22 protein-coding genes are annotated in these 21,183 nt (G+C 42.6%); 13 read left to right on the forward strand and 9 right to left on the reverse strand.

Features of this window, described 5'->3' with window-relative positions; all coding sequences use genetic code 11:
* Positions 1-591: a peptide deformylase gene (gene def, locus A7D14_RS18965; protein WP_067037983.1), complete on the reverse strand. Its 591-nt coding sequence runs from the start codon at positions 589-591 to the stop codon at positions 1-3.
* 4 nt (positions 592-595) lie between these two features.
* Entirely contained in the window at positions 596-1,006 is a 411-nt protein-coding gene (ruvX, locus tag A7D14_RS18970; protein ID WP_067037985.1) for a Holliday junction resolvase RuvX, read from the reverse strand.
* Between the two features lie 101 nt (positions 1,007-1,107).
* Here ruvX and A7D14_RS18975 point away from each other — a divergent pair, with 101 nt between their 5' ends.
* On the forward strand, positions 1,108-1,923 hold the full coding sequence (locus A7D14_RS18975) for a 2,3,4,5-tetrahydropyridine-2,6-dicarboxylate N-succinyltransferase (RefSeq protein WP_067037987.1): 816 nt from the start codon (positions 1,108-1,110) through the stop codon (positions 1,921-1,923).
* A gap of 9 nt (positions 1,924-1,932) precedes the next feature.
* Positions 1,933-3,009 (forward strand): glycosyltransferase family 9 protein, encoded by a 1,077-nt coding sequence (locus A7D14_RS18980; protein ID WP_141673447.1) that lies wholly within the window; start codon positions 1,933-1,935, stop codon positions 3,007-3,009.
* On the opposite strand, the gene A7D14_RS18985 is transcribed toward A7D14_RS18980, so the two are convergent.
* Positions 2,968-3,642, reverse strand: a complete 675-nt coding sequence (locus A7D14_RS18985) for a class I SAM-dependent methyltransferase (protein WP_067037991.1) — start codon at positions 3,640-3,642, stop codon at positions 2,968-2,970. The two genes, A7D14_RS18980 and A7D14_RS18985, sit on opposite strands and share 42 nt — an antisense overlap.
* 214 nt (positions 3,643-3,856) lie before the next feature.
* Here A7D14_RS18985 and A7D14_RS18990 point away from each other — a divergent pair, with 214 nt between their 5' ends.
* The gene (locus tag A7D14_RS18990; protein ID WP_067037993.1) at positions 3,857-4,660 is read left to right on the forward strand and encodes a glycosyltransferase family 2 protein; all 804 of its coding nucleotides are present in this window, start codon (positions 3,857-3,859) and stop codon (positions 4,658-4,660) included.
* Here the strand turns inward: A7D14_RS18990 and A7D14_RS18995 are convergent.
* The gene (locus A7D14_RS18995) at positions 4,642-5,475 is read right to left on the reverse strand and encodes a glycosyltransferase family 2 protein (RefSeq protein ID WP_067037995.1); all 834 of its coding nucleotides are present in this window, start codon (positions 5,473-5,475) and stop codon (positions 4,642-4,644) included. The two genes, A7D14_RS18990 and A7D14_RS18995, sit on opposite strands and share 19 nt — an antisense overlap.
* Positions 5,476-5,541: 66 nt before the next feature.
* Between A7D14_RS18995 and A7D14_RS19000 the strand changes: the two genes are divergently transcribed.
* The 6 genes from A7D14_RS19000 (at position 5,542) to A7D14_RS19025 (ending at position 11,040) form a co-directional block, all read left to right on the forward strand.
* On the forward strand, positions 5,542-6,357 hold the full coding sequence (locus A7D14_RS19000) for a zinc-binding alcohol dehydrogenase (RefSeq protein WP_067037997.1): 816 nt from the start codon (positions 5,542-5,544) through the stop codon (positions 6,355-6,357).
* Positions 6,358-6,360: 3 nt separating this feature from the next.
* Complete coding sequence (locus tag A7D14_RS19005; RefSeq protein WP_067037999.1) at positions 6,361-6,921, forward strand: L-threonylcarbamoyladenylate synthase; 561 nt, start codon at positions 6,361-6,363, stop codon at positions 6,919-6,921.
* The gene (locus A7D14_RS19010; RefSeq protein ID WP_067038001.1) at positions 6,921-8,351 is read left to right on the forward strand and encodes a CCA tRNA nucleotidyltransferase; all 1,431 of its coding nucleotides are present in this window, start codon (positions 6,921-6,923) and stop codon (positions 8,349-8,351) included. Before A7D14_RS19005 ends, A7D14_RS19010 begins: the two co-directional genes overlap by 1 nt.
* Positions 8,348-9,361 (forward strand): COX15/CtaA family protein, encoded by a 1,014-nt coding sequence (locus tag A7D14_RS19015; protein WP_067038003.1) that lies wholly within the window; start codon positions 8,348-8,350, stop codon positions 9,359-9,361. Before A7D14_RS19010 ends, A7D14_RS19015 begins: the two co-directional genes overlap by 4 nt.
* Positions 9,362-9,404: 43 nt before the next feature.
* The gene (locus tag A7D14_RS19020; RefSeq protein WP_067038005.1) at positions 9,405-9,902 is read left to right on the forward strand and encodes an IS1096 element passenger TnpR family protein; all 498 of its coding nucleotides are present in this window, start codon (positions 9,405-9,407) and stop codon (positions 9,900-9,902) included.
* Between the two features lie 79 nt (positions 9,903-9,981).
* Positions 9,982-11,040: a nucleoid-associated protein gene (locus A7D14_RS19025; RefSeq protein WP_067038007.1), complete on the forward strand. Its 1,059-nt coding sequence runs from the start codon at positions 9,982-9,984 to the stop codon at positions 11,038-11,040.
* Here the strand turns inward: A7D14_RS19025 and A7D14_RS19030 are convergent.
* Entirely contained in the window at positions 11,037-12,113 is a 1,077-nt protein-coding gene (locus A7D14_RS19030; protein WP_067038008.1) for a hypothetical protein, read from the reverse strand. The genes A7D14_RS19025 and A7D14_RS19030 overlap by 4 nt on opposite strands.
* A gap of 244 nt (positions 12,114-12,357) precedes the next feature.
* On the opposite strand from A7D14_RS19030, the gene A7D14_RS19035 reads away from it, so the two are divergent.
* Genes A7D14_RS19035 through uvrB form a run of 4 tightly spaced genes read left to right on the forward strand, consistent with a single transcriptional unit; the run spans position 12,358 to position 17,902 of the window.
* Complete coding sequence (locus A7D14_RS19035) at positions 12,358-13,254, forward strand: ABC transporter ATP-binding protein (RefSeq protein ID WP_067038011.1); 897 nt, start codon at positions 12,358-12,360, stop codon at positions 13,252-13,254.
* 12 nt (positions 13,255-13,266) lie between these two features.
* Complete coding sequence (locus A7D14_RS19040) at positions 13,267-14,100, forward strand: ABC transporter permease (protein WP_067038013.1); 834 nt, start codon at positions 13,267-13,269, stop codon at positions 14,098-14,100.
* Positions 14,101-14,112: 12 nt separating this feature from the next.
* Positions 14,113-15,864, forward strand: a complete 1,752-nt coding sequence (locus A7D14_RS19045) for a T9SS type B sorting domain-containing protein (RefSeq protein WP_067038015.1) — start codon at positions 14,113-14,115, stop codon at positions 15,862-15,864.
* Between the two features lie 49 nt (positions 15,865-15,913).
* Positions 15,914-17,902, forward strand: coding sequence for an excinuclease ABC subunit UvrB (gene uvrB / locus A7D14_RS19050; RefSeq protein WP_067038017.1), 1,989 nt, complete (start codon positions 15,914-15,916; stop codon positions 17,900-17,902).
* Between the two features lie 99 nt (positions 17,903-18,001).
* Here the strand turns inward: uvrB and A7D14_RS19055 are convergent, their stop codons facing one another.
* From A7D14_RS19055 to A7D14_RS19070, 4 genes are all read right to left on the reverse strand, one after another.
* Positions 18,002-18,427 carry an Hsp20/alpha crystallin family protein gene (locus A7D14_RS19055; protein ID WP_067038019.1) on the reverse strand — a complete coding sequence of 142 codons (426 nt, stop codon included), beginning with the start codon at positions 18,425-18,427 and terminating at the stop codon, positions 18,002-18,004.
* A 119-nt stretch (positions 18,428-18,546) separates the two neighbouring features.
* Entirely contained in the window at positions 18,547-18,948 is a 402-nt protein-coding gene (locus tag A7D14_RS19060; RefSeq protein WP_067038022.1) for a hypothetical protein, read from the reverse strand.
* 173 nt (positions 18,949-19,121) lie between these two features.
* On the reverse strand, positions 19,122-20,315 hold the full coding sequence (sucC, locus tag A7D14_RS19065) for an ADP-forming succinate--CoA ligase subunit beta (RefSeq protein WP_067038024.1): 1,194 nt from the start codon (positions 20,313-20,315) through the stop codon (positions 19,122-19,124).
* A 129-nt stretch (positions 20,316-20,444) separates the two neighbouring features.
* Positions 20,445-21,083: an LON peptidase substrate-binding domain-containing protein gene (locus A7D14_RS19070; RefSeq protein WP_067038027.1), complete on the reverse strand. Its 639-nt coding sequence runs from the start codon at positions 21,081-21,083 to the stop codon at positions 20,445-20,447.
* Positions 21,084-21,183 lie beyond the last annotated feature (100 nt).

Raw genomic sequence — 21,183 nt, forward strand, 5'->3', positions numbered from 1 at the left:
TTAACGTCCTTTTTTGATATTGGGGAACCGCATTTTGTAATCCACAGCGATTTTCCCCTTTGAAATTTTATCCAACCTACTTTTTAATAGCCGTTTTTTTAAAGAGGACAACTTGTCCGTGAACAGAATTCCCTGAATGTGATCATATTCGTGTTGGATGACCCTTGCCAACAACCCATCATAGGTTTCGGTGTGGGGTTTAAAATCTTCATCCAGATAGCTGATGGTGATTTCGGGCTTTCTTTTGACATCTTCACGGATATCGGGAATACTGAGACAGCCTTCATTAAAATCCCATGCTGTCCCTTCTTCTTCTTCAATTTTTGCATTGATAAAGACCTTTTTAAAACCTTTTAAGGCTTCTTGATCTTCCTTGCTCAGTTCCTCATCATCCGAAAAAGGAGTGGTATCCACCAAAAACAGACGAATGGGCAATCCAACCTGCGGGGCCGCCAATCCAACCCCATGGGCATTATACATGGTCTCCCACATATTGGTGATCAATTCGTCAAGTTTTGGATACTCTGAAGTAATATCCTTGGCCATTTTACGTAAAACGGGGTCGCCGTATGCAACAATGGGTAAAATCATAAAATCAAACTCTATTAAGGTATGCCTGCAAAATCAATGTGGCACTTATTTCATCGACCAAGCCTTTGTCTTGGCGCTTTTTCTTTTTCATTCCGCTGTCCAACATGGACTGGAATGCCATTTTGGAGGTGAACCGCTCATCTTGGCGCTCTATTGGCATTGATGGAAATCTACCGGTCAACTTCTTTAAAAAAGACTGAATCAGTTCTTCGGATTCAGATGGGGTATTGTCCATTTGTTTGGGAAGCCCCACTATGATCTTTTCCACGGATTCGTTCTGAACATACTCCGCAAGAAAGGGAATCAACTCCTTGGTTTCAACGGTGGTCAATCCAGAAGCGATCAACTGAAGTTCATCGGTCACCGCAATGCCTGTTCTCACCTTTCCATAATCCAACGCCAAGATTCTTGCCAAACCAAAATTTTTGGCAAAAATAACCTTAAAAATGTTATGCCCTTAAAATAAGCCCCATTATTCTGATGAGGGGACTATCTTTGCTTAAATTTTAAGAAAAAATGACAGATTTAAGGGGACTTATTGAAAAAGCCTGGGACAACCGGGAATTGTTGACAGAAGAAAAAACCCAAATAGCCATCAGGGAGGTGATTGAGTTGATTGATATGGGCGAATTGCGTTGCGCTGAACCCACTGATGATGGTTGGCAAATCAATGAGTGGGTCAAAAAGGCGGTGGTTTTGTATTTCCCTATTCAAAAAATGGAGGTGCTCGAAGCTGGTATTTTTGAATATCACGATAAAATCCCTTTAAAAAAGGGATATAAAGAAAAAGGGGTGCGGGTGGTTCCCCATGCGGTTGCCAGACATGGGGCGTATATTTCCAAAGGAACCATTCTTATGCCCAGTTATGTGAATATCGGTGCTTATGTTGATGAAGGTACCATGGTGGACACTTGGGCTACGGTGGGCAGTTGTGCTCAAATCGGTAAAAATGTCCATTTAAGTGGCGGTGTTGGCATTGGGGGGGTTCTGGAACCTTTGCAAGCCGCTCCGGTAATCATTGAAGACAATGCTTTTATTGGTTCGCGTTGTATTGTTGTTGAAGGGGTACGCGTGGAAAAGGAAGCTGTCCTGGGCGCCAATGTTGTGCTGACCGGCTCTACCAAAATTATTGATGTGACCGGTGATAAACCCGTTGAGCTTAAAGGTAGGGTTCCGGCAAGATCGGTGGTTATCCCAGGAAGCTATACCAAAAAGTTCCCCGCAGGGGAATATCAGGTGCCCTGTGCCTTGATCATTGGGAAACGAAAGGAAAGCACGGATAAAAAGACCTCGTTGAACAACGCCCTGCGGGAGCATGATGTGGCCGTGTAAGCACATATTTTGAAGAAATTTTTGGTCATACAGCAAAAGATGGTCGGCGATGTGCTCGCCAGCACCATTCTTTGTGAGCATCTGAAAATCCATTTTCCTGATTCAGAAGTCCACTATCTCATCAATGAGTCCACTTTGGCTGTTGTGGAAGGAAACCCTTTTGTTGACAAGATCATTCTTTTTAAGAACGACTATCGAGATAGCAAACTTGCTTTTTATAGGTTTCTAAAATCGATAAAAAAGGAAGAGTATTACGCCACTCTAGATGTGTACTGCAAGTTGGAGAGCAATCTCATCAGCTATTTTTCTAGGGCTGATTTAAAAATTTCCTATAAAAAATGGTATTCCAAATTTATTTATACGCATTTGTTCTCGTATTCCCACAATGTGAAAACCACTTTGGGCCATGCCATTGAAAATCGGCTTTTGTTACTCTCTCCCCTGATCCCAAAATTGGAAAAACCGGATTTGGCACCAAAAATCCATTTATTGGAATCTGAAAAAAAGGAAGTGAGAGAGTTTTTGAAAGAAAATAATATTGATACTTCGCATCCGGTTGTTATGGTGGGATTGTTGGGCAGCCAGCCCAGCAAAAGTTATCCGCTGGATTATTTGGCCAAGACCCTCGATTTTATATCGGAAAAGCACCGAGTTACGTTTTTGCTCAACTATATGCCCGACCAAAAAGATAGGGTGGCTGAATTTCTTTCACACTGCACTCAAAAAACGAGAAATTACATTCGGGAGGATGTGTTTTGTCCTTCACTGCGCTCGGTTATAGGTCTGTTTGGACAATGTAATGCGTATATTGGAAACGAAGGGGGCTGCAGCAATATATCTAAGGCACTTGCCATTCCCAATTTCTCTATTTTCTCCCCTTGGATTTCCAAAACCGCGTGGCTTACTTATAATGAAAATAGCAAAAACCAAGCGGTGCATCTGGCAGATTTTAAACCAGAAATTCTTGACCTACCCAAGAAAGAACGAAAAAAGAATGCTGAAAAATTGTATCAAACCTTTAAACCTGAATTTTTTCAGGAACAATTAGAGCGCTTCATCGAAAATGAAGTTGTCCCGAACCAATAGCACTTGGTAGGATTCCACCAAAATTTTCCATCCACGGTCCAACATATAGTCGATAACAAGCTTTCCTTTACCCCCGTTCGGCAAATCACAGTCATCAATCAGTACAATGGAGTTGTCATGGAGTTGGTCTTCAATCCTCTGAAACTCTTCCAAGTGGTGTTGCTGGCTTTTTTTCTGTACCTCGGGGTCATTGCTGTAATCGTAACTATCCAAATACAGCACATCAACCGTTTCATTAAAATCCTCTAAAAAAGCGAGTGAATCAGAGTGATGTATCTGAACAAATTCCTGAAGATGCTGTCTATCCACCTCTGCCTGCGCATTTTTCACAGATTCCTCGTTGATATCCACAGAATGTACAAAAGCATTGTTCTCCTTGGCCCATTTTCCAAAGACAATGGTTGCCGCCCCGTTGCTCTTAGCACCACGCAGACCTTCCCGTGAGGTCCCCGTTTCCACAATGGTCTTGGCCTTGGTCCTTTTCATAAGTTCCATGGTTTTTAGAAAGGTGTTCCTTCTTTTTCTAAAATCGTACCTAAAGGGCATAAAGGGGTAAAGGGATTTGTGTTTGATCCATTTCCCTATTAAAAAACTGGCTATTCCCAGTAGAAGTATGCTTATTACAATCTTCATTGATCTTGTATCAAAAATTTATCAAATATAAAGCAACCATCCCCTTTTTTCTTAATCTATTTCTTGGAAATCGCCCTAACACATCAGTTTTGGAATGTAAAAAAGTAGGGTGTTTGGATTTTTAGTTGTTGTAAGAAAAATAGGCGTCCAAACAATTTTTGCCTTCTTTTTTTGTTATAGTTTTGTAGAACCAAACCTAGTACCAATAAATATTATGGCTGGATTGAGCACCCCAAAGCAAAAAATATCAGCACTCATCATCACCTACAACGAAATGGGTTACATTGAAAGATGTATCGATTCCGTTTCATTTGCCGATGAGATCGTTGTTGTTGATTCCTATAGTACGGATGGCACCTATGAGTATCTGGTGAACCATCCCAAAGTAAAGGTACTCCAAAACCCCTTTGAGAATTTTACCGCACAAAAATCCTTCACGTTGAAACAAGCTTCCAATGACTGGATTCTCTTTTTGGATGCCGATGAAGTAGTAAGCCGCGAACTTCAAAAGGAAATTCTGGATACCGTGAACAATCCCAATGCCTGCGAGGCCTACTGGTTTTACCGTAAGTTCATGTTTCAAAACAGTACATTGAATTTTAGTGGTTGGCAAACGGATAAAAACCATAGGTTGTTCAGAAAAAGTAAGGCGTATTTTACCGATAAAAAGATTGTACACGAAACCTTGGAGGTTGATGGTACATCATGTATTTTAAAGGAAAAGCTAACCCACTACTGTTACAAAAACTACGAGGATTACAAAGGAAAAATGCTGCGTTATGGCCAGCTAAAGGCCAAAGAGGATTTTTATAAGGAAAAGCATTTCAATTATCTTTTAATGGCAGTGAAGCCCGCATGGAAGTTCTTCAACCATTTTGTTCTGCGACTGGGCTTTTTGGATGGCAAAAAAGGAATTACCATTTGCTACCTGAACGCTTTGGGCGTCTTGGAAAGATACAAAGAGCTTAAACGATTGGAAAAGAAAAATGAGCTTGCCTATTATTTGGTAATGCCATAGTGGGTCCAAACCACTTTCTTTGATCGTGTCTCTTTGCGTATGGATTGGTTTTTTGCGATGGATTCTGGGGTTTTGTACCCTCTTTTATGATCCAAATGCACACACACCGCGCTGTACCGCAATTGTTTGGATTTAATCCCAAAGTTGAACAATCGCTCCCCCAACTCACGGTCCTGCCCCCCATATTGCATCCGTTCATCAAACCCGTTGACATTTAAAATATCCTTTTTCCAACCAGACGAATTATGCCCGTTCCAACTGGCATTGGTGGGGGTAAACGTATTTAAAAGTTTGGATATGGCACCACTTGCGGTAAGCTTGTTGTTCTTGAACGTTTTTGGAATCCCCTTTTCCTTGAGCCAGTGAATATTGAAGCAATTCTGATTTTCAATATCCTCCAAGGTTATCATTTTGGAAATGTTCATGGGAAGCATATAATAACCGCCCGAAATAAAATAGCCTTTTTCCTTGTTGATATAATGCACCTCCACAAAATCTTCCCGGGGTATGCAATCGCCATCGGTCATGATGATATACTCCGCATGGCAGGCCTCCACGGACTTGTTCAGAATACGTGATTTTTGAAAACCGTCATCCTCCTGCCATACATGGGTAATGGGATAGAATACTTTTTTGGAAAGTTCGTCCAAAAGCTCCTTGGTCTTGGGACCAGAACCATCATCCGCCACAACAACCTCAAAGTCCTTGAAAATCTGGCAATTAAATCCCCAAAGCACTTTTTTTAGCCATTCCTCGGCATTATAGGTGCTTACAATTACGGATATCTTGGGGGCTTCCCGCTCATTCTGGTTCATCTTGGCAAAAATAGAAATATTAAATGTTATCGCATATCCTTACTTTAGCTTATCCAAAATTCTATAATGAAAGTCAAAGAAATTCCGGTTTCCCTATTCAATCAGGCTCGACTTACATGGCAATCGCAAAAAAGACTGGAGGAAGGCAAAGAAACTGTTCCTGCTGTGGTCTCACTGGCTTCAATCCCATCAAGATTGGGAATTGTACATATTACCATACGAAGCATTTTGGACCAAAGTATGCTTCCAGAAAAAATAATTCTCTGGCTCCACCAGGACTTAAAGGACAGGATTCCAAAAAAACTTTCAAAATTAATGGGAGAACGGTTTTCCATTCAATTCACCACCTATTCCAGTTCCCATAGAAAATTGGTGGAGCCGCTGAAAATCTATCCCAACAAGGTGATCATTACCTGCGATGATGATATGATGTACCGAAAAAACTGGCTATCCAATTTGTACAAAGCCCATTTGGAAAACCCTGATCGTATCATCGGCAACCAAACCAGATGTATCAGCTATACTGACAACAATGAATTGCTTCCCTACAAAAATTGGAGCTCGGGGACATATTCATGCCCAAACCCCAAAGCCGTGCTTCCCATTGGCGCTGGGGGCACCCTTTACCCACCACATTCATTGGACGATAGGGCCTTAGATCAAGAAGTTTTTTTAAAATTGGCCCCAAAAGCAGATGATCTATGGTTCAAAGCGATGAGTTTGTTAAAGGGAACGTTGTCCGTAAAATCCAAATACACCGTAAAAGAACCCGTTCCCATTTGGGGCTCACAGAAGGTTTCCCTGAAAAAATCCAACATCGAAGGGGACAAAAATAGAACCCAATGGCTGGCGCTTACCGATTATTTTAAACTAAAATTTTAGCCCTTGACCGAAGAAATAAACAACTGCATCAAAGAATTAAAGGCCGGAAACCTTATTCTGTATCCCACTGATACCGTTTGGGGCATTGGCTGTGACGCCACCAACCCAGATGCCGTAAAAAAAGTATATGCCCTCAAAAAAAGGGAAGATACCAAAGCACTCATTTGTCTCGTGGCGAATCAGGCTATGTTGGAACGCCATGTAAAAGAAGTGCCCGAAGTGGCCTATGACATCATAGATCTGGCCACCAAACCCACCACCATTGTGTTTGATGAACCCGTGGGTGTGGCCAAAAACCTTATCGCTGAGGACAATACGTTGGCCATTCGGGTGGCATCCGATAAATTCTGTCAGTACCTCATCAACAAATTTGGAAAACCCATTGTGTCCACCTCTGCCAACATCTCCGGACAGCCCACTCCAAAACACTTTGCGGATATACAGCCTGAAATTTTAAAAGGAGTGGACTATGTGGTAAATTTGCCGGATGTAAACAATGATCCTTCCCCATCATCCATCATTAAATTGGCCAATGACGGACAGGTGAAGGTAATTCGGGAATAATGACGGAGGAATTCCACAAAGAAGCCATTCAACATCCAATTTTTCAACTTATCGGGGAAACTGCCGATGAATTGGGCGTGGATGCCTATGTGATCGGGGGATTTGTGCGGGATTATTTTTTGAAACGGGACACACCCAAGGATATTGATGTCGTGGCCGTTGGCAGTGGCATTCAATTGGCCAAAAAAGTGGCCTCAAAAATCAAGGGAAAACCAGAAGTTTCCATATTCAAGAATTTTGGCACGGCCATGATCAAACACAAAGGTCTGGAGTTGGAATTTGTGGGTGCCCGCAAGGAAAGTTATCATCGTGATAGTCGGAAACCCGTGGTGGAGGATGGTTCATTGGAAGATGACCAAAACCGACGCGATTTCACCATAAATGCCATGGCATTGGCTCTCAATAAAGCCAATTTCGGGCAGCTTTTGGACCCTTTTGATGGGTTGAACGACCTAGACAAGAAAATTATCCGCACCCCTTTGGAGCCGGGCATCACCTATTCCGATGATCCTTTGCGAATGATGCGTGCCATCCGTTTTGCTACGCAATTGCACTTTACCATTGAACTGAAGTCGCTCCAGGCCATTACCGAAAACAAGGACCGCATCAAGATTATTTCCAAAGAGCGTATTGTGGATGAACTCCACAAAATATTGATGAGCCAAAAACCCTCCCGAGGTTTCAAACTGATGCACCAAACCGGACTTTTACCCTTAATTCTTCCAGAATTGACCGCCCTACAAGGAATCGAAGAGATAGAAGGACAACGCCACAAGGACAATTTTTGGCATACGCTGGAAGTGGTGGACAACATTTCGGAAACTACCGACAACCTTTGGTTGCGTTGGGCGGCCTTATTGCACGATATTGGCAAGGCCCCCACAAAAAAATTCCACAAAAGAATTGGCTGGACCTTTCACGGGCACGAGTTTGTGGGCTCCAAAATGGTGTACAAGCTTTTTAAACGGATGCGGATGCCCTTGAACGACAAAATGAAGTTTGTGCAAAAAATGGTGTTGATGAGTTCACGGCCCATCATCTTGGCAGAAGAGCATGTTACCGATTCGGCAGTGCGGCGTTTGGTTTTTGATGCCGGGGATTATGTGGATGACCTCATGACCTTGTGCGAGGCCGATATCACCACCAAAAACCCCAGAAAACAACGGAAGTACAAGAACAATTTTCAACTAGTACGTCAAAAAATAGTGGAAGTTGAAGAACGAGATCATGTCCGCAACTTTCAACCTCCGGTTTCAGGTGAGGAGATCATGCAGACCTTTAACCTAAAACCATCGCGGGAAATAGGGATCATCAAGGAAGCCATCAAAGAGGCCATTTTGGAGGGTGAGATTCCCAATGAACATGAAGCTGCCTATCAGTTTATGCTGGAAAAAGGCAAACAAATGAACCTAAAAGTCCATTCAGAATGAAAAAAAACAAATATGTGGTGTACTGGCTGTTGACTGGTTGTGCGCTCATTTTTATCATGGTGCTTGTGGGCGGAATTACCCGGCTTACCCATTCCGGGCTTTCCATTTCGGATTACAAATTGATTCACGGCACATTGCCCCCCATGAACGAGCAGGCTTGGGAGGAAGCCTTTGAACTCTACAAGCAATACCCGGAGTACCAAAAACTCAACTCCCATTTTGATCTGGAGGATTTTAAGGACATTTATTTTTGGGAATGGCTGCACCGGTTCATTGGTCGGTTTATTGGAGTTGTCTTTATCCTTCCCTTTTTATATTTCCTGTTCACCAAAAAATTGGACAGGCCCACGGTAAAAAAATGTTTGGTCTTGCTTTTTCTGGGTGGATTTCAAGGCTTTTTGGGGTGGTATATGGTAAAAAGCGGTCTGGTGGACCGTCCGGATGTATCCCATTTTAGATTGGCCGCCCATTTGACCACTGCCTTCATCACCTTTGCCTACAGTCTTTGGGTGGCGTTGGACCTTATGTATCCATCCAAAAAAGAAATAAAAAAGCCAATACGGAACCTTATCCGAATTACATACGGCGTTTTACTGGTTCAAATTATTTGGGGCGCTTTTGTAGCTGGATTGGATGCTGGCTTTATCCACAACCACTGGCCCTTGATGAGTGAGGGAAAATTGATTCACGAAACCGTGTACATTGAACAACAGCCCGTGATCAAAAACTTTTTTGAAGGAAAAAGCGGCGTACAATTTGTGCACCGGTACATGGCCTATATTGTGGTCGGTTTGATTGCATTGATATGGGTACGATCTAGAAAAATAGAACGGACACCATTACAGGAAAAAGGGCTGCAATCCATGGTGGTTTTGGTCCTTGCCCAATTTGTGTTGGGGGTAATGACGCTTATTTATGCCGTTCCGCTTTGGTTGGGTATTGCCCACCAGATTGGGGCGTTTTTCCTGTTGGCCGCCATGACGTTTACCCTGCATCGGTTCTCCAAATAAGATTGAATTGTCGTAAATTTGTGCCCAATCTAAAATTTGTTGGATGATTTATAAAATCAGGATTATTCTAGATGCTGAGGAAGATATCTTTAGGGATGTTGAGATTGAGGATAGCAATACGTTGGAAGAATTTCACAATGCCATAACCCAGGCCTTTGGGTTTGAAGGTGATGAAATGGCCTCCTTCTACACCTGTGATGAGGAATGGAACCAAGACGAGGAAATTGCGATGTTCGATATGAGCGAAAATGGTTCTGATATTCGATTAATGAACGAAACCGTTCTGGATGATGTATTGACAGAACAAACCCCTAAAATGATCTATGTGTACGATTTTTTCAGCATGTGGACCTTTTTTGTGGAACTGGCCGATATTGTGGAAAAAGAAAGCGGAAGAACGTATCCCAACGTGCTGTTCAGTTTCGGCGAACTGCCCGATGCTCCCCCAGAAAAAAACTTCGAGTCCAAACCCACCACCGATTTTGACGATGATTTCCTGGACAGTTATGACGACATGGATTTTGATGAAAACTGGAATTAAAACCCATCACCTTTTACCCTGAACCTTTCACCTTTAAACCTTTCACCTTTAAACCTTTCACCTTTAAACCTTCACCCTTATGCTGAATCTATATAACGCCCAAATTGAAAGTATTTCCCTCCATCGCGTAGGCAACAAGAGCAAGAACGAGGCTGCATTTTTATCCGCAGAGCCCTTTACCCTCAACGATGAAATGGCCGGCTTGCTCAAGGAATATTTCTTTAAACCATTCAGGGAGAAGGAAGAGAACTATTATAAGTTTTACAATGATGTGGATGTGGAGTTCAATGAGGTCTATAATGCCGTTTCTGATATTTTTAGCGACAACTCAAAAACCCACGAGGTTTCAAAAAAAATAACCACCCACCTTTTTGAACAATCCAACCATCCCCATATTAAAAATGGGGAGGTATATGTGGTCCATTTTTCGGATATGGTCATCGATAACCAAAAAACTGATGCTGTTGGGATTTTTAAGAGTGAGTTGAAGCATGATTTTCTTCAGTTCAAAGAGAAAGAACAAAACTTGGAGATTCTAATTCGCCAAGGGATCAACATCAATAAGCTGGACAAGGGCTGTATCGTTTTCAACACCCAAAAAGAGGAAGGATACAAAGTGTTGTCCGTGGACAGCAATCGGTATGATGCCAAATATTGGTTGGAGAACTTTTTAGGGCTCATTCCATTGACCGATGAGAACTTTTACACCAAAAACTACCTCAAATTCTGTCAAAATTTTGCCAAGGATGTGGTTTTGCCTGCCGAGGACAAGCAACAAGAGGTGCTTTTTATGAACCGGGCGGTGAACCACTTTGCCAAAAACGACAATTTTGAGGAAACCTCATTTTTGAATGAGGTGATGGAAAACCCCGAATTGATCCCTGAATTTAAGCATTACAAGGTCGAAAAAGGGCCAAAATACAGCATTGAGGACGTATCCAATTTTGATATTGCCAACAAGGCCGTTTCCGATGCGCGGAAAAAAATCAAGAATGTCATCAGTCTGGATACCAATATTCAGATAAAGTTGGATTTCATCAACCCAGAATCCGCTGAAAAATTTGTGGAAAAAGGTTGGGACGAGGAACGACAGATGTATTATTATTTGGTGTATTTCAACAAGGAACAGAAGAGCTAGAACTTCTTCTCAATAATCTGTTTCATACTGACATCCTCATAATTTCGTTTCACAAAATCGAGGGCCGTGGCAAGTACCTGCCCCATGTTCTCGCATTTTTTAAACTCCATGTCATGGGTAAATTCCTGCAATTCCGTTTTTAACCGCTCCACGTTTTCGGGGAGTGAGATTTCATCCGTTTTGACACTGTTGATCAACCGTTTTATCCGGTTCCCTGAACTAATGATCCGTTTGGCCACAATGGAACGCTCCTCGATCTTATATTGATCCACCGAATATTCCTGTAATTTATTGGTGACCAACCCCACCATTTGAAGATTTTCTTTAAAGAATTGGGGCAAGTACACCTTGAACTTACCTTCATAACATTGCTGATCAAAATCTATGGCCCGGATACGGTACACCACGTGGTCAAAATCGTGAACGGGCACAATAACGTAGTTATACGAACGCATATCGCCCAACAGACGGATCATACATCGTTCATTGAACTTCACAAACTCCTTGGCCAGTTGGGCTTTCTCGGATTCTGAACATTTGGGCAATATATCCTTGATGAACATATCCCCCGGAATTCCGGCAATGTGCTCTTCAATGAGCGTGTCCCTGTACACCAAAAAGTTAAGATTGTAGGGAGAAAGCATGTGCTCCAGTTCCAAGCCGTAAATACGGGATGCATCGGTCTTTTTTACATAGAAATAGGTGTAATTATCGTTGAGGATGTTCCTTACCTTGATGCGAAATGGTTTTGAATTCCCAAAAGTGCAGAAATCAACCGCATCAACATTCAGATATTCCAAAATACGGTTGCTCCCATCGGAATGCAAAATGGAATAGACCTGTTTTAGGCTCATATCGATTTCCTTGCGATCAGAATCCGAATAATACACCCGAACCCACAGCGTATCCTCTCCATCGTTATCATAAACTACAACAGATCCGGCAAAACGGAGCAGGTCATCATAAAAAATAGGAATCTCTATTTTTCTATTATATCGGTCCAGGTACGCATCCAGTTTTTTTTGGACCGGATAGGCCGGTTTTTTCTTGGACATCAATTTTTCCTCAGTCATTTTTCTTTACGATTCAAGATATTGGACATAAGACGCTAGAAAATGGAAACTGGACACCTGTATGACTTCCGACTTCCGACTTCCGACTTCCGACTTCCGACTTCCGACTTCCGACTTCCGACTTCCGACTTCCGACTTTAAAATTTCCACATTTAACCTCTTCAGTCATTTTTTTGGCTTTATTGTAACAAATTCAACAATACCTCGTCAAGTTACTATAAACAAATCAAAAAACGATTCCGTCTTGGAAACTATACTTACTGTAAACCATCTGACCAAAAAATTTGGGTACCTCACCGCTGTAAAAGATTTGTCCTTTACCATAGAAAAGGGCAACGTGTATGGTATTTTGGGCCCAAATGGCAGTGGAAAATCGACCACTTTAGGCATTATTTTGAACGTGGTGAACCGCACATCCGGTGATTTTAGTTGGTTTGATGGCAACACCTCGACCCATGAGGCCTTGAAAAAAGTGGGTGCCATTATTGAACGACCCAATTTTTACCCTTACATGACCGCTATCCAAAACCTGAGGCTCGTTTGTAAGATCAAAGAGGTTCCTTACACTCGGATTCAGGAAAAATTGGAACTCGTAGGGCTTTGGGACCGAAGAAACAGTAAGTTCAAGACCTACTCTTTGGGGATGAAACAGCGTTTGGCCATTGCCTCTGCCCTGCTCAACGACCCAGAAATCCTGATTCTGGATGAGCCCACAAACGGATTGGACCCTCAGGGTATCCATCAAATCAGGGAGATCATCAAAAAAATTGCAAATCAAGGTACTACGATTCTTTTAGCATCCCATTTATTGGACGAGGTTGAAAAAGTGTGTTCCCATGTGGTCATTCTACGAAAAGGCGAAAAACTGTACTCCGGTGCAGTGGATGGCATGATGGCCACCCATGGCTTTTTTGAACTTCGCTCCGCGGATATGGAAAAACTTAAGTCCCTCTTGGAAAAGAGCGCCAGTTTTGGAAAAATCGAGAGTTTCAATGGAACCCTTACCGTCTATCTGAAGGAAGAAATGGATGCCGAGGAACTCAACAAAATGCTGTTTGAAAAAGGGATTGTCCTTTCCCATCTGGTGAAACGCAAGGAAAGCCTGGAAGAACAATTTTTAACCTTGACCAAAAACAACTAATCAAAAAAACGAATGGTACGTCTACTACAAATAGAATTTATAAAACTTTGGAACAACAGGGCCAGCAAGGTGTTGATCATCTCCTATTTTGCCCTGTTGACCTCAATTGCATTGATCGCAGCCATAAAGTTCGACATTGGTCCGGTACAGTTTCATTTGGCCGATCAAGGCATATTCAACTTTCCCTATATCTGGCACTTTAACACTTTTGTAGCCGCGATTTTTAAATTGTTTTTGGCCATTGTCATTGTCTCCATGATGTCCAATGAATACAGCAACAAGACCATTAAACAAAATTTGATAGACGGTCTCTCCAAAAAGGAATTCATTCTTTCCAAGGTGTTGACGGTCATTTCCTTTGCGTTGATTTCAACCGTTTTTGTGTTTGTGGTTTCCCTCGTATTGGGACTTGTTTATTCAGACTACAATGAGTTGTCCATCATCTTTTCTGACTTGGAGTTTTTACTGGCCTTTTTTGTGAAACTGGTCGGTTTCTTCTCTTTCTGTCTCTTTTTGGGCATTCTGGTCAAGCGATCTGCCTTTGCCTTAGGTTTCTTAATTCTCTGGACCATTTTGGAGCAGGTCGTCTTTGGATTATTGGGCTGGAAAGTAATGAGTTGGCCCGCCGCAAAAAAGGTAAAGGATTTCTTCCCATTGGAATCCATGATGAATTTGATCAAAGAGCCCGGCTCACGTCTTTCTGCAGTACAGAACATCGGAGATCAGATAGGGGAAAATTTACGGTTTGACTACCACACCTATTGGTATGAATTTTTAATTGTCCTCTTTTGGACGGCTCTATTTATCTACTTGTCCTACGCATTGTTGAAAAAGCGCGATTTATAGTATATTGAGGGGATGTATTTGTTCCCTGTGGTAAAAAAATTGCTCTTTCTAGGTGTCCTTATTGCCTCCTTTATGGGAAGGGCACAGCAATGCCCGGATTTATTGGGCCCAACCAATGGTGAAACAAATGTGGCCGTAGATGCAACCCTTTCCTGGGAAGCTGTGGATGGGGTTCCTGCCTATTTGGTTTCCTTGGGAACAACACCTGGTGGGACGGATATTTTAGCCTCACAAAACGTGGGCAATTCTCCCAACTACACGCCTCCAAAAGGCCTGCCTGAAAACACAGAAATTTTTGTGACCATAACTTTGTTCTTCTTTGACCAACCCGATATAATCTGTAATAGTCAAAGTTTTACCACCGAAACGCTCACCCAACCTCCCCTCTGCACCCAATTGAACTATCCGCAGGATATGGCCACGGATGTGAACCCCGCTTCAACTATTTCTTGGGAATATGTGTATGGCGCAACCGGATATTATGTGAGTTTGGGAACAACACCGGGTGGTGTGGACATTGTAAATACTGCTGATGCGGGGAACAATCTAAGTTACAATCCGCCCAGCGACCTTCCTTCGGAAGAGACAATCTATGTCACCATAAGACCATACAATAGCATTGGTGATGCCACAGGGTGTTCCTCAGAAAGTTTTACAACGAGTGAGGTTTCCCCTTTACCGAGTTGCACCAACATGATCTATCCCCAGAACGGAGAAATCAATGTACCCTTGTCCCCGGTATTGGAATGGAATGCCGTTTCAGGGGCAACGGGTTACCAAGTCACCATTGGTTCTACCCCAAATGGATTGGATATTCTCAACAATGCCACATTTTACACAAATTCCACACCGGTACTTAATTTTGTACCCAATCAAACCTTCTTTATCACCATAACTCCTTTTAATGATGCAGGCCCTGCCCAGAATTGTACGCAGGAAAGTTTTTCCACGCTTTTGGGTTGTGGCCCATACTTGGATCTCGCTTCAGGTGAATTTGTGACCTTAAATCCTGAGATAGATTTTCCTGAAACGCTATCATTCTGTGAAAATGAAGCTCCCTTGGTTGTCACTTCCGAAGATAGTGCCGATGGTTACCGCTGGTATCAAATTGATCAATTCGATAATGAAACGGTAATTTCAGATACCAATCAGGTTTCCATTGAAGAAAACGGCAGGTATCGCTATGAGGCCTATAACTTGGTTTCCCAATCAGGAAATATGATAGAATGCCCATCCACACAGGAGTTTAATGTGGTTTCCTCCGAAACGCCCGTCATCAACCGATTGAATGTCTCTGGCAATGGAGTGGATAGATTGCAAATTACCGTTGAAGCGTCTGGCAATGGGGATTACGAATATGCCGTGGACAACCGGAACGGACCCTATTCGGACAACAGCACATTCACCAACCTTGAACCGGGAACACACACCTTTTATGTTCGGGATAAAAATGGTTGTGGCATTGCAGAGAAAAAGTTCAAGCAGGACTTGACCGTGGAGGGATTTCCCAAATTTTTCACGCCCAATGGGGATAACATCAATGACTATTGGCAGTTTATTCAACCACCAAATGGCGAGGAAGTTGTTTTACAAAGCATCCAAATTTTTAATCGCTATGGATTTTTCCTAAAGGAAATAGTGCAAAACTCCCAAGGATGGGATGGCAATTTCCAAGGGCAGCCCCTACCCGAAGGGGAATATTGGTTCAGGGCCATTGATGATTCAAACAGGGAAATCAAAGGTCATTTTTCCCTAAAACGATAATCTTTCCGCTTTGCTTTAATTTGGTGCTTCCCTTTACTATTTTTATCAAATGAAATTTCAGGTAGTATCAGGTTTTAAACCCACTGGTGACCAACCAGAGGCCATTAAGCAATTGGTGGAGGGTATTGAGGGTGGTGATCCCCACCAGACCTTGCTCGGGGTAACGGGGTCGGGGAAAACATTTACCGTGGCCAATGTGGTGGAATCCGTACAGCGTCCGACCTTGGTGTTGGCCCACAACAAGACCTTGGCCGCTCAATTGTATTCTGAATTCAAACAGTTTTTTCCCCATAATGCCGTTGAATACTTTGTATCCTATTACGATTACTACCAACCCGAAGCCTACATTCCCACAAGTGGGTTGTATATTGAAAAAGACCTCTCCATCAATGAGGATATTGAAAAGCTTCGGTTGAGTGCCACTTCTTCCCTCCTTTCCGGGCGAAGGGATGTACTGGTAGTGGCCTCCGTTTCCTGCCTGTATGGTATCGGAAACCCTGTTGAATTTCAAAAGAACGTGATTTCCATCCATAAAAATCAAGTCATTTCCCGGACAAAATTTCTGAAACAACTGGTACAAAGTCTGTATTCCAGAACTACTGCTGATTTTAGAAATGGGAATTTCAGGGTGAAGGGGGATGTTGTGGATGTCTTCCCTGGCTATGCCGATCATGCCTTCCGAATTCATTTTTTTGGGGATGAAATTGAGGAGATCGAAGCGTTGGATCCCTTCAACAACAAAGTCATCGAAATTTATGACTCGTTGAACATTTATCCGGCCAACATGTTTGTCACTTCACCGGATGTATTGCAGAATGCCATACGGCAAATTCAGGATGACTTGGTGAAACAAGTGGACTATTTTAAGGAAATAGGTCGACCTCTGGAAGCCAAACGCTTGGAGGAACGAACTAATTTTGACTTGGAGATGATTCGCGAATTGGGCTATTGCTCTGGAATTGAGAACTATTCCAGGTATTTGGATGGGCGAGAGCCTGGAACACGGCCCTTCTGCCTATTGGATTATTTTCCCGATGATTATTTGATGATCATTGATGAAAGTCACGTGACCATTCCGCAAGTGCATGCCATGTACGGAGGAGACCGTTCCAGAAAGGAAAATTTGGTGGAATATGGGTTTCGCCTTCCGGCGGCGATGGATAATCGACCTCTCAAATTTGAAGAGTTTGAAGCACTCCAAAATCAGGTTATTTTCGTCAGTGCAACACCAGCGGATTATGAACTGGAACTGAGCCAAGGCGTTTATGTGGAACAGGTCATTCGCCCAACAGGTCTGTTGGACCCGATTATTGAGGTACGACCAAGTGCCAACCAAATTGATGATTTGGTGGAGGAAATCCAGCAACGGGTAGAATTGGATGAACGAACGCTGGTGACCACTTTGACCAAACGCATGGCCGAGGAACTTGCCAAGTATTTGGCCCGAATCGATGTGCGTTGTCGTTACATTCACAGTGATGTGGATACCTTGGAACGGGTGGAAATCATGCAGGATTTAAGAAAAGGCTTGTTTGATGTTTTGATCGGTGTAAACCTGCTACGGGAAGGATTGGATTTGCCCGAAGTTTCGTTGGTGGCCATTTTGGATGCTGACAAGGAAGGCTTTTTACGTAGTAACCGTTCGTTGACCCAGACCGTGGGCCGTGCAGCACGAAACTTGAATGGAAAGGCCATTATGTATGCCGATAAGATTACCGAGAGCATGCAAAAAACCATTGATGAGACCAATTATAGAAGGGAAAAGCAGTTGGCCTACAACCAAGAAAACAATATCACCCCCACAGCCCTGAACAAAAGCTTGGATAGTGCCTTGGCGAAAAATTCAGTTTCTACCTATCACTTTCAAAAAGAGGAATTGCGTGCCGCCGAACCCGATTTGGAATATCTTACCGGTGACCAACGGGAAAAATTGATTCGGGAGAAACGCAAAGCGATGGAAAAAGCGGCCAAAGAACTCAACTTTATGGAAGCGGCCAAGCTACGTGACGAAATAAAACTACTTCAGGAACAAGAGTAAAAGAAAGCGCGCCCCTACATTACTGCGGGAGCGCGCAAACTAACTAACCAACTAATCACTCATCATGAAACACCTAAAGTTGGTGTCTTTTGTTTTTTCTTATCCGATTGAAATCAATCGTTTTGGTTTAGGGAGTGCCTCTTGCTTTTTGGGCAAGGTCAATCTCAATATTCCATCTTCGTACTTGGCATCGATTTTGGAACCATCAACGGTTTCGGGCAATGTAAAGGCCCTTCTGAAGGATGAATAGGAAAATTCCTTTCTGGTATAATTGTCCTTGGTTTCTTCGTTTTCCGATTTCATTTCGCTGGAAATGGTCAACACATCATTGTCCACTTCTACCGTGAAATCATCTTTCTTTACCCCAGGAACAGCAAGTTCCAGTTCAAAATTTTCTTGATTGTCCTTAATATTGACAGCGGGCACAGAAGTATTCCACTTATCTGTCCCACCAAACCAATCCGGTCCCATAACATCGTTCATCAAGGATGGAAAAAACAGGTTGTTTCTTTTTACTAAACTCATGGCGATTTATTTTTTAAAGGTTAAACTTCTAAATCACCTTATTATAGGCAAATGATGTACCAACACAGAAACCATGTCGATATGACATGTTTTTAACAATAAATTATGTCAAAATGACACTAATTGTAATGTGCCTTGAAGATATTGATCAACACATTTGGCGGAACCACATTATTGGGGTAGTTGTGCATCACCTGTAAAACCTGACTTATTGCACCCGGGGGAAGTCCCATTCTAAGTCCAATATTATAGAGCGTATCCACTTCTTTTTTATGTTGATGCTGGTCTACGTTCATCAACAGTAACAATCTGTGAAACTGTACAATACGTTCCGCTTGGGATTTCAAGACTACTTTTGGGGATTTCTCTTTTAAGAGGCCTTCAAAGGTCTCTTTGTCAACACCTAAATTTGAAGCTACTTTAAGCAAAAAACCATATTCCGATTCCTTTAAGGAATGGTCAACCCGGGCAAAGGCGATCATTTCAGAAAGAATGCTCAATTTCTCCTCGTAGGTACCCATGGGTTTGGTTTTGGTGCAACTTCTTTATAGATAACTCCAAAACACCCCATTTTAGTACACAACGAAACCCGGAATTTTTGAGCTCTATCCAAATAAGGTGATTGGGCACTGAAATAAAAAAGGGCAACGTTTATGTAACGTCGCCCCTATCTTGGCAAAGTATGTAAGGGTAATTATCCCAATACTTCTTTTACTTTATCAGCAGCTTCCTGGAACTGAACCGCAGAATGTACGGCCAAACCAGAATTGTCAATAATCTCTTTGGCCAACTCGGCATTGGTACCCTGAAGTCGTACAATAATAGGCACTTGAATGGCATCACCCATGTTTTTGTAGGCATCCACAATACCTTGTGCCACACGGTCACAACGCACAATACCTCCAAAAATATTGATCAATATCGCTTTTACGTTGGGATCCTTTAAAATGATTCGGAAGGCCTCTTCTACCCTTTTGGCATCGGCAGTACCGCCAACATCCAAGAAGTTTGCAGGTTCACCACCGGCCATTTTGATCAAATCCATGGTGGCCATGGCCAATCCGGCTCCGTTTACCATGCAACCTACGTTTCCATCCAAATCCACGTAGTTCAATCCTACCTCACGAGCTTCAACCTCAATAGGATTTTCCTCACGAAGGTCTCGCATTTCGGCATAGGTCTTTCTACGGTACAAGGCATTATCATCAATGGATACTTTGGCATCCACAGCCATAATCTTATCATCTGAGGTCTTCAACACCGGATTGATCTCAAAAAGACTGGCATCACTCTGTTCATACGCTTTGTAAAGTGCAGATACAAATTTTACCATCTCCTTAAATGCCGTACCGGACAATCCCAAGTTAAAAGCTATACGTCTAGCTTGGAATGGCAACAAACCCATTCCAGGATCAATTTCTTCAGTAAAGATCAAATGTGGGGTCTTTTCGGCAACCTCCTCAATGTCCATTCCACCTTCGGTGGAGTACATCACCATATTCCTTCCGGTAGCCCTGTTCAGCAACACCGACATGTAGAATTCATTGGTTTCACTGTCACCGGGATAATATACGTCCTCGGCCACCAACACTTGGTGTACTTTTTTACCTTCAGCAGATGTTTGCGGGGTAATCAGGTTCATCCCAATGATGTTTCCTGCCAACTCTTCAACTTCCTTCAAGTTTTTGGCCAATTTAACACCTCCACCTTTTCCACGGCCTCCGGCATGTACCTGTGCTTTTATAACATGCCACCCGGTTCCAGTTTCCTGTGTCAATTGTTTGGCGGCATCCACCGCTTCCTTTGCATTTCGGGCCACGATTCCTCGTTGGATCTTAACCCCAAAGCTGGCCAAAATTTCTTTTCCTTGATATTCGTGAAGATTCATCTGTGAATTAACTTTTGTTTGCCGACAAAAATAGAAAACCCCATCGACAAATAGAAGGTGAAAAAGGAATAATTAACGCCAGCGTACCTAGCGTACAGAAAGGGAGCACATTTCGTAACAAATCTTATGCTAGATTTTAAAATCCTTAAAGTCCAAAGGATCAAAATTCCTAAAATGACCGTTCATTTCAATGACGGCCTTGGTGCGGTTTACCTGGCTCAACAAGGAAGTTGTGGAATCTAAATGTTCTTTGATGTACAACAAGCGATCTTTTTCTTTTGGAATCTGGAGCAATTCGTATTCCTGTTCAAAGGAAAGTCCCATTTTGTGGGCCAATGAATAACTGTTGAACTGCTTGGGCGAGGTTTTGGTAAAGGGAACATCCATTAAGTCGTACAGCACCTCAACTTTTTGCAATACTTCTTGCCTGAGGTCTTCTTCCGCATCATTCTCAACATCCAAGAATTCGACTTCCCCACCTGAGTACAACTTGCCATCCATTTGGTGTTCAAAAGAAAGTACTTTGAAAACCTGTCTTCCCACACAGACCACATCCATCTCTCCATTCTTATAGGTATTCACCACCTCAACCAACTGCACTTCGGTGCCATAGGTCATGGCGTTGTTGATGAATACCGGAACCCCAAAGGTAATGGCCTCCTTCCTACAGTCATTGATCAACTGTTTGTAACGTTCCTCAAAAATATGGAGGGGCACCGTTTCACCCGGAAAAAAGACCGATTGCAAGGGGAATAGAGGTAATTTCATTGTTGAAGTTTGTCTAAAAATACAATCCGAAATTCAAAGGAGCAAGTAATTCTATCTTCATTTGTTGGTTTTGAAACAATTTGTTACAAATAAATGAATT

It is taken from the genome of Allomuricauda sp. CP2A (assembly GCF_001683915.1).
Lineage (GTDB): Bacteria > Bacteroidota > Bacteroidia > Flavobacteriales > Flavobacteriaceae > Flagellimonas.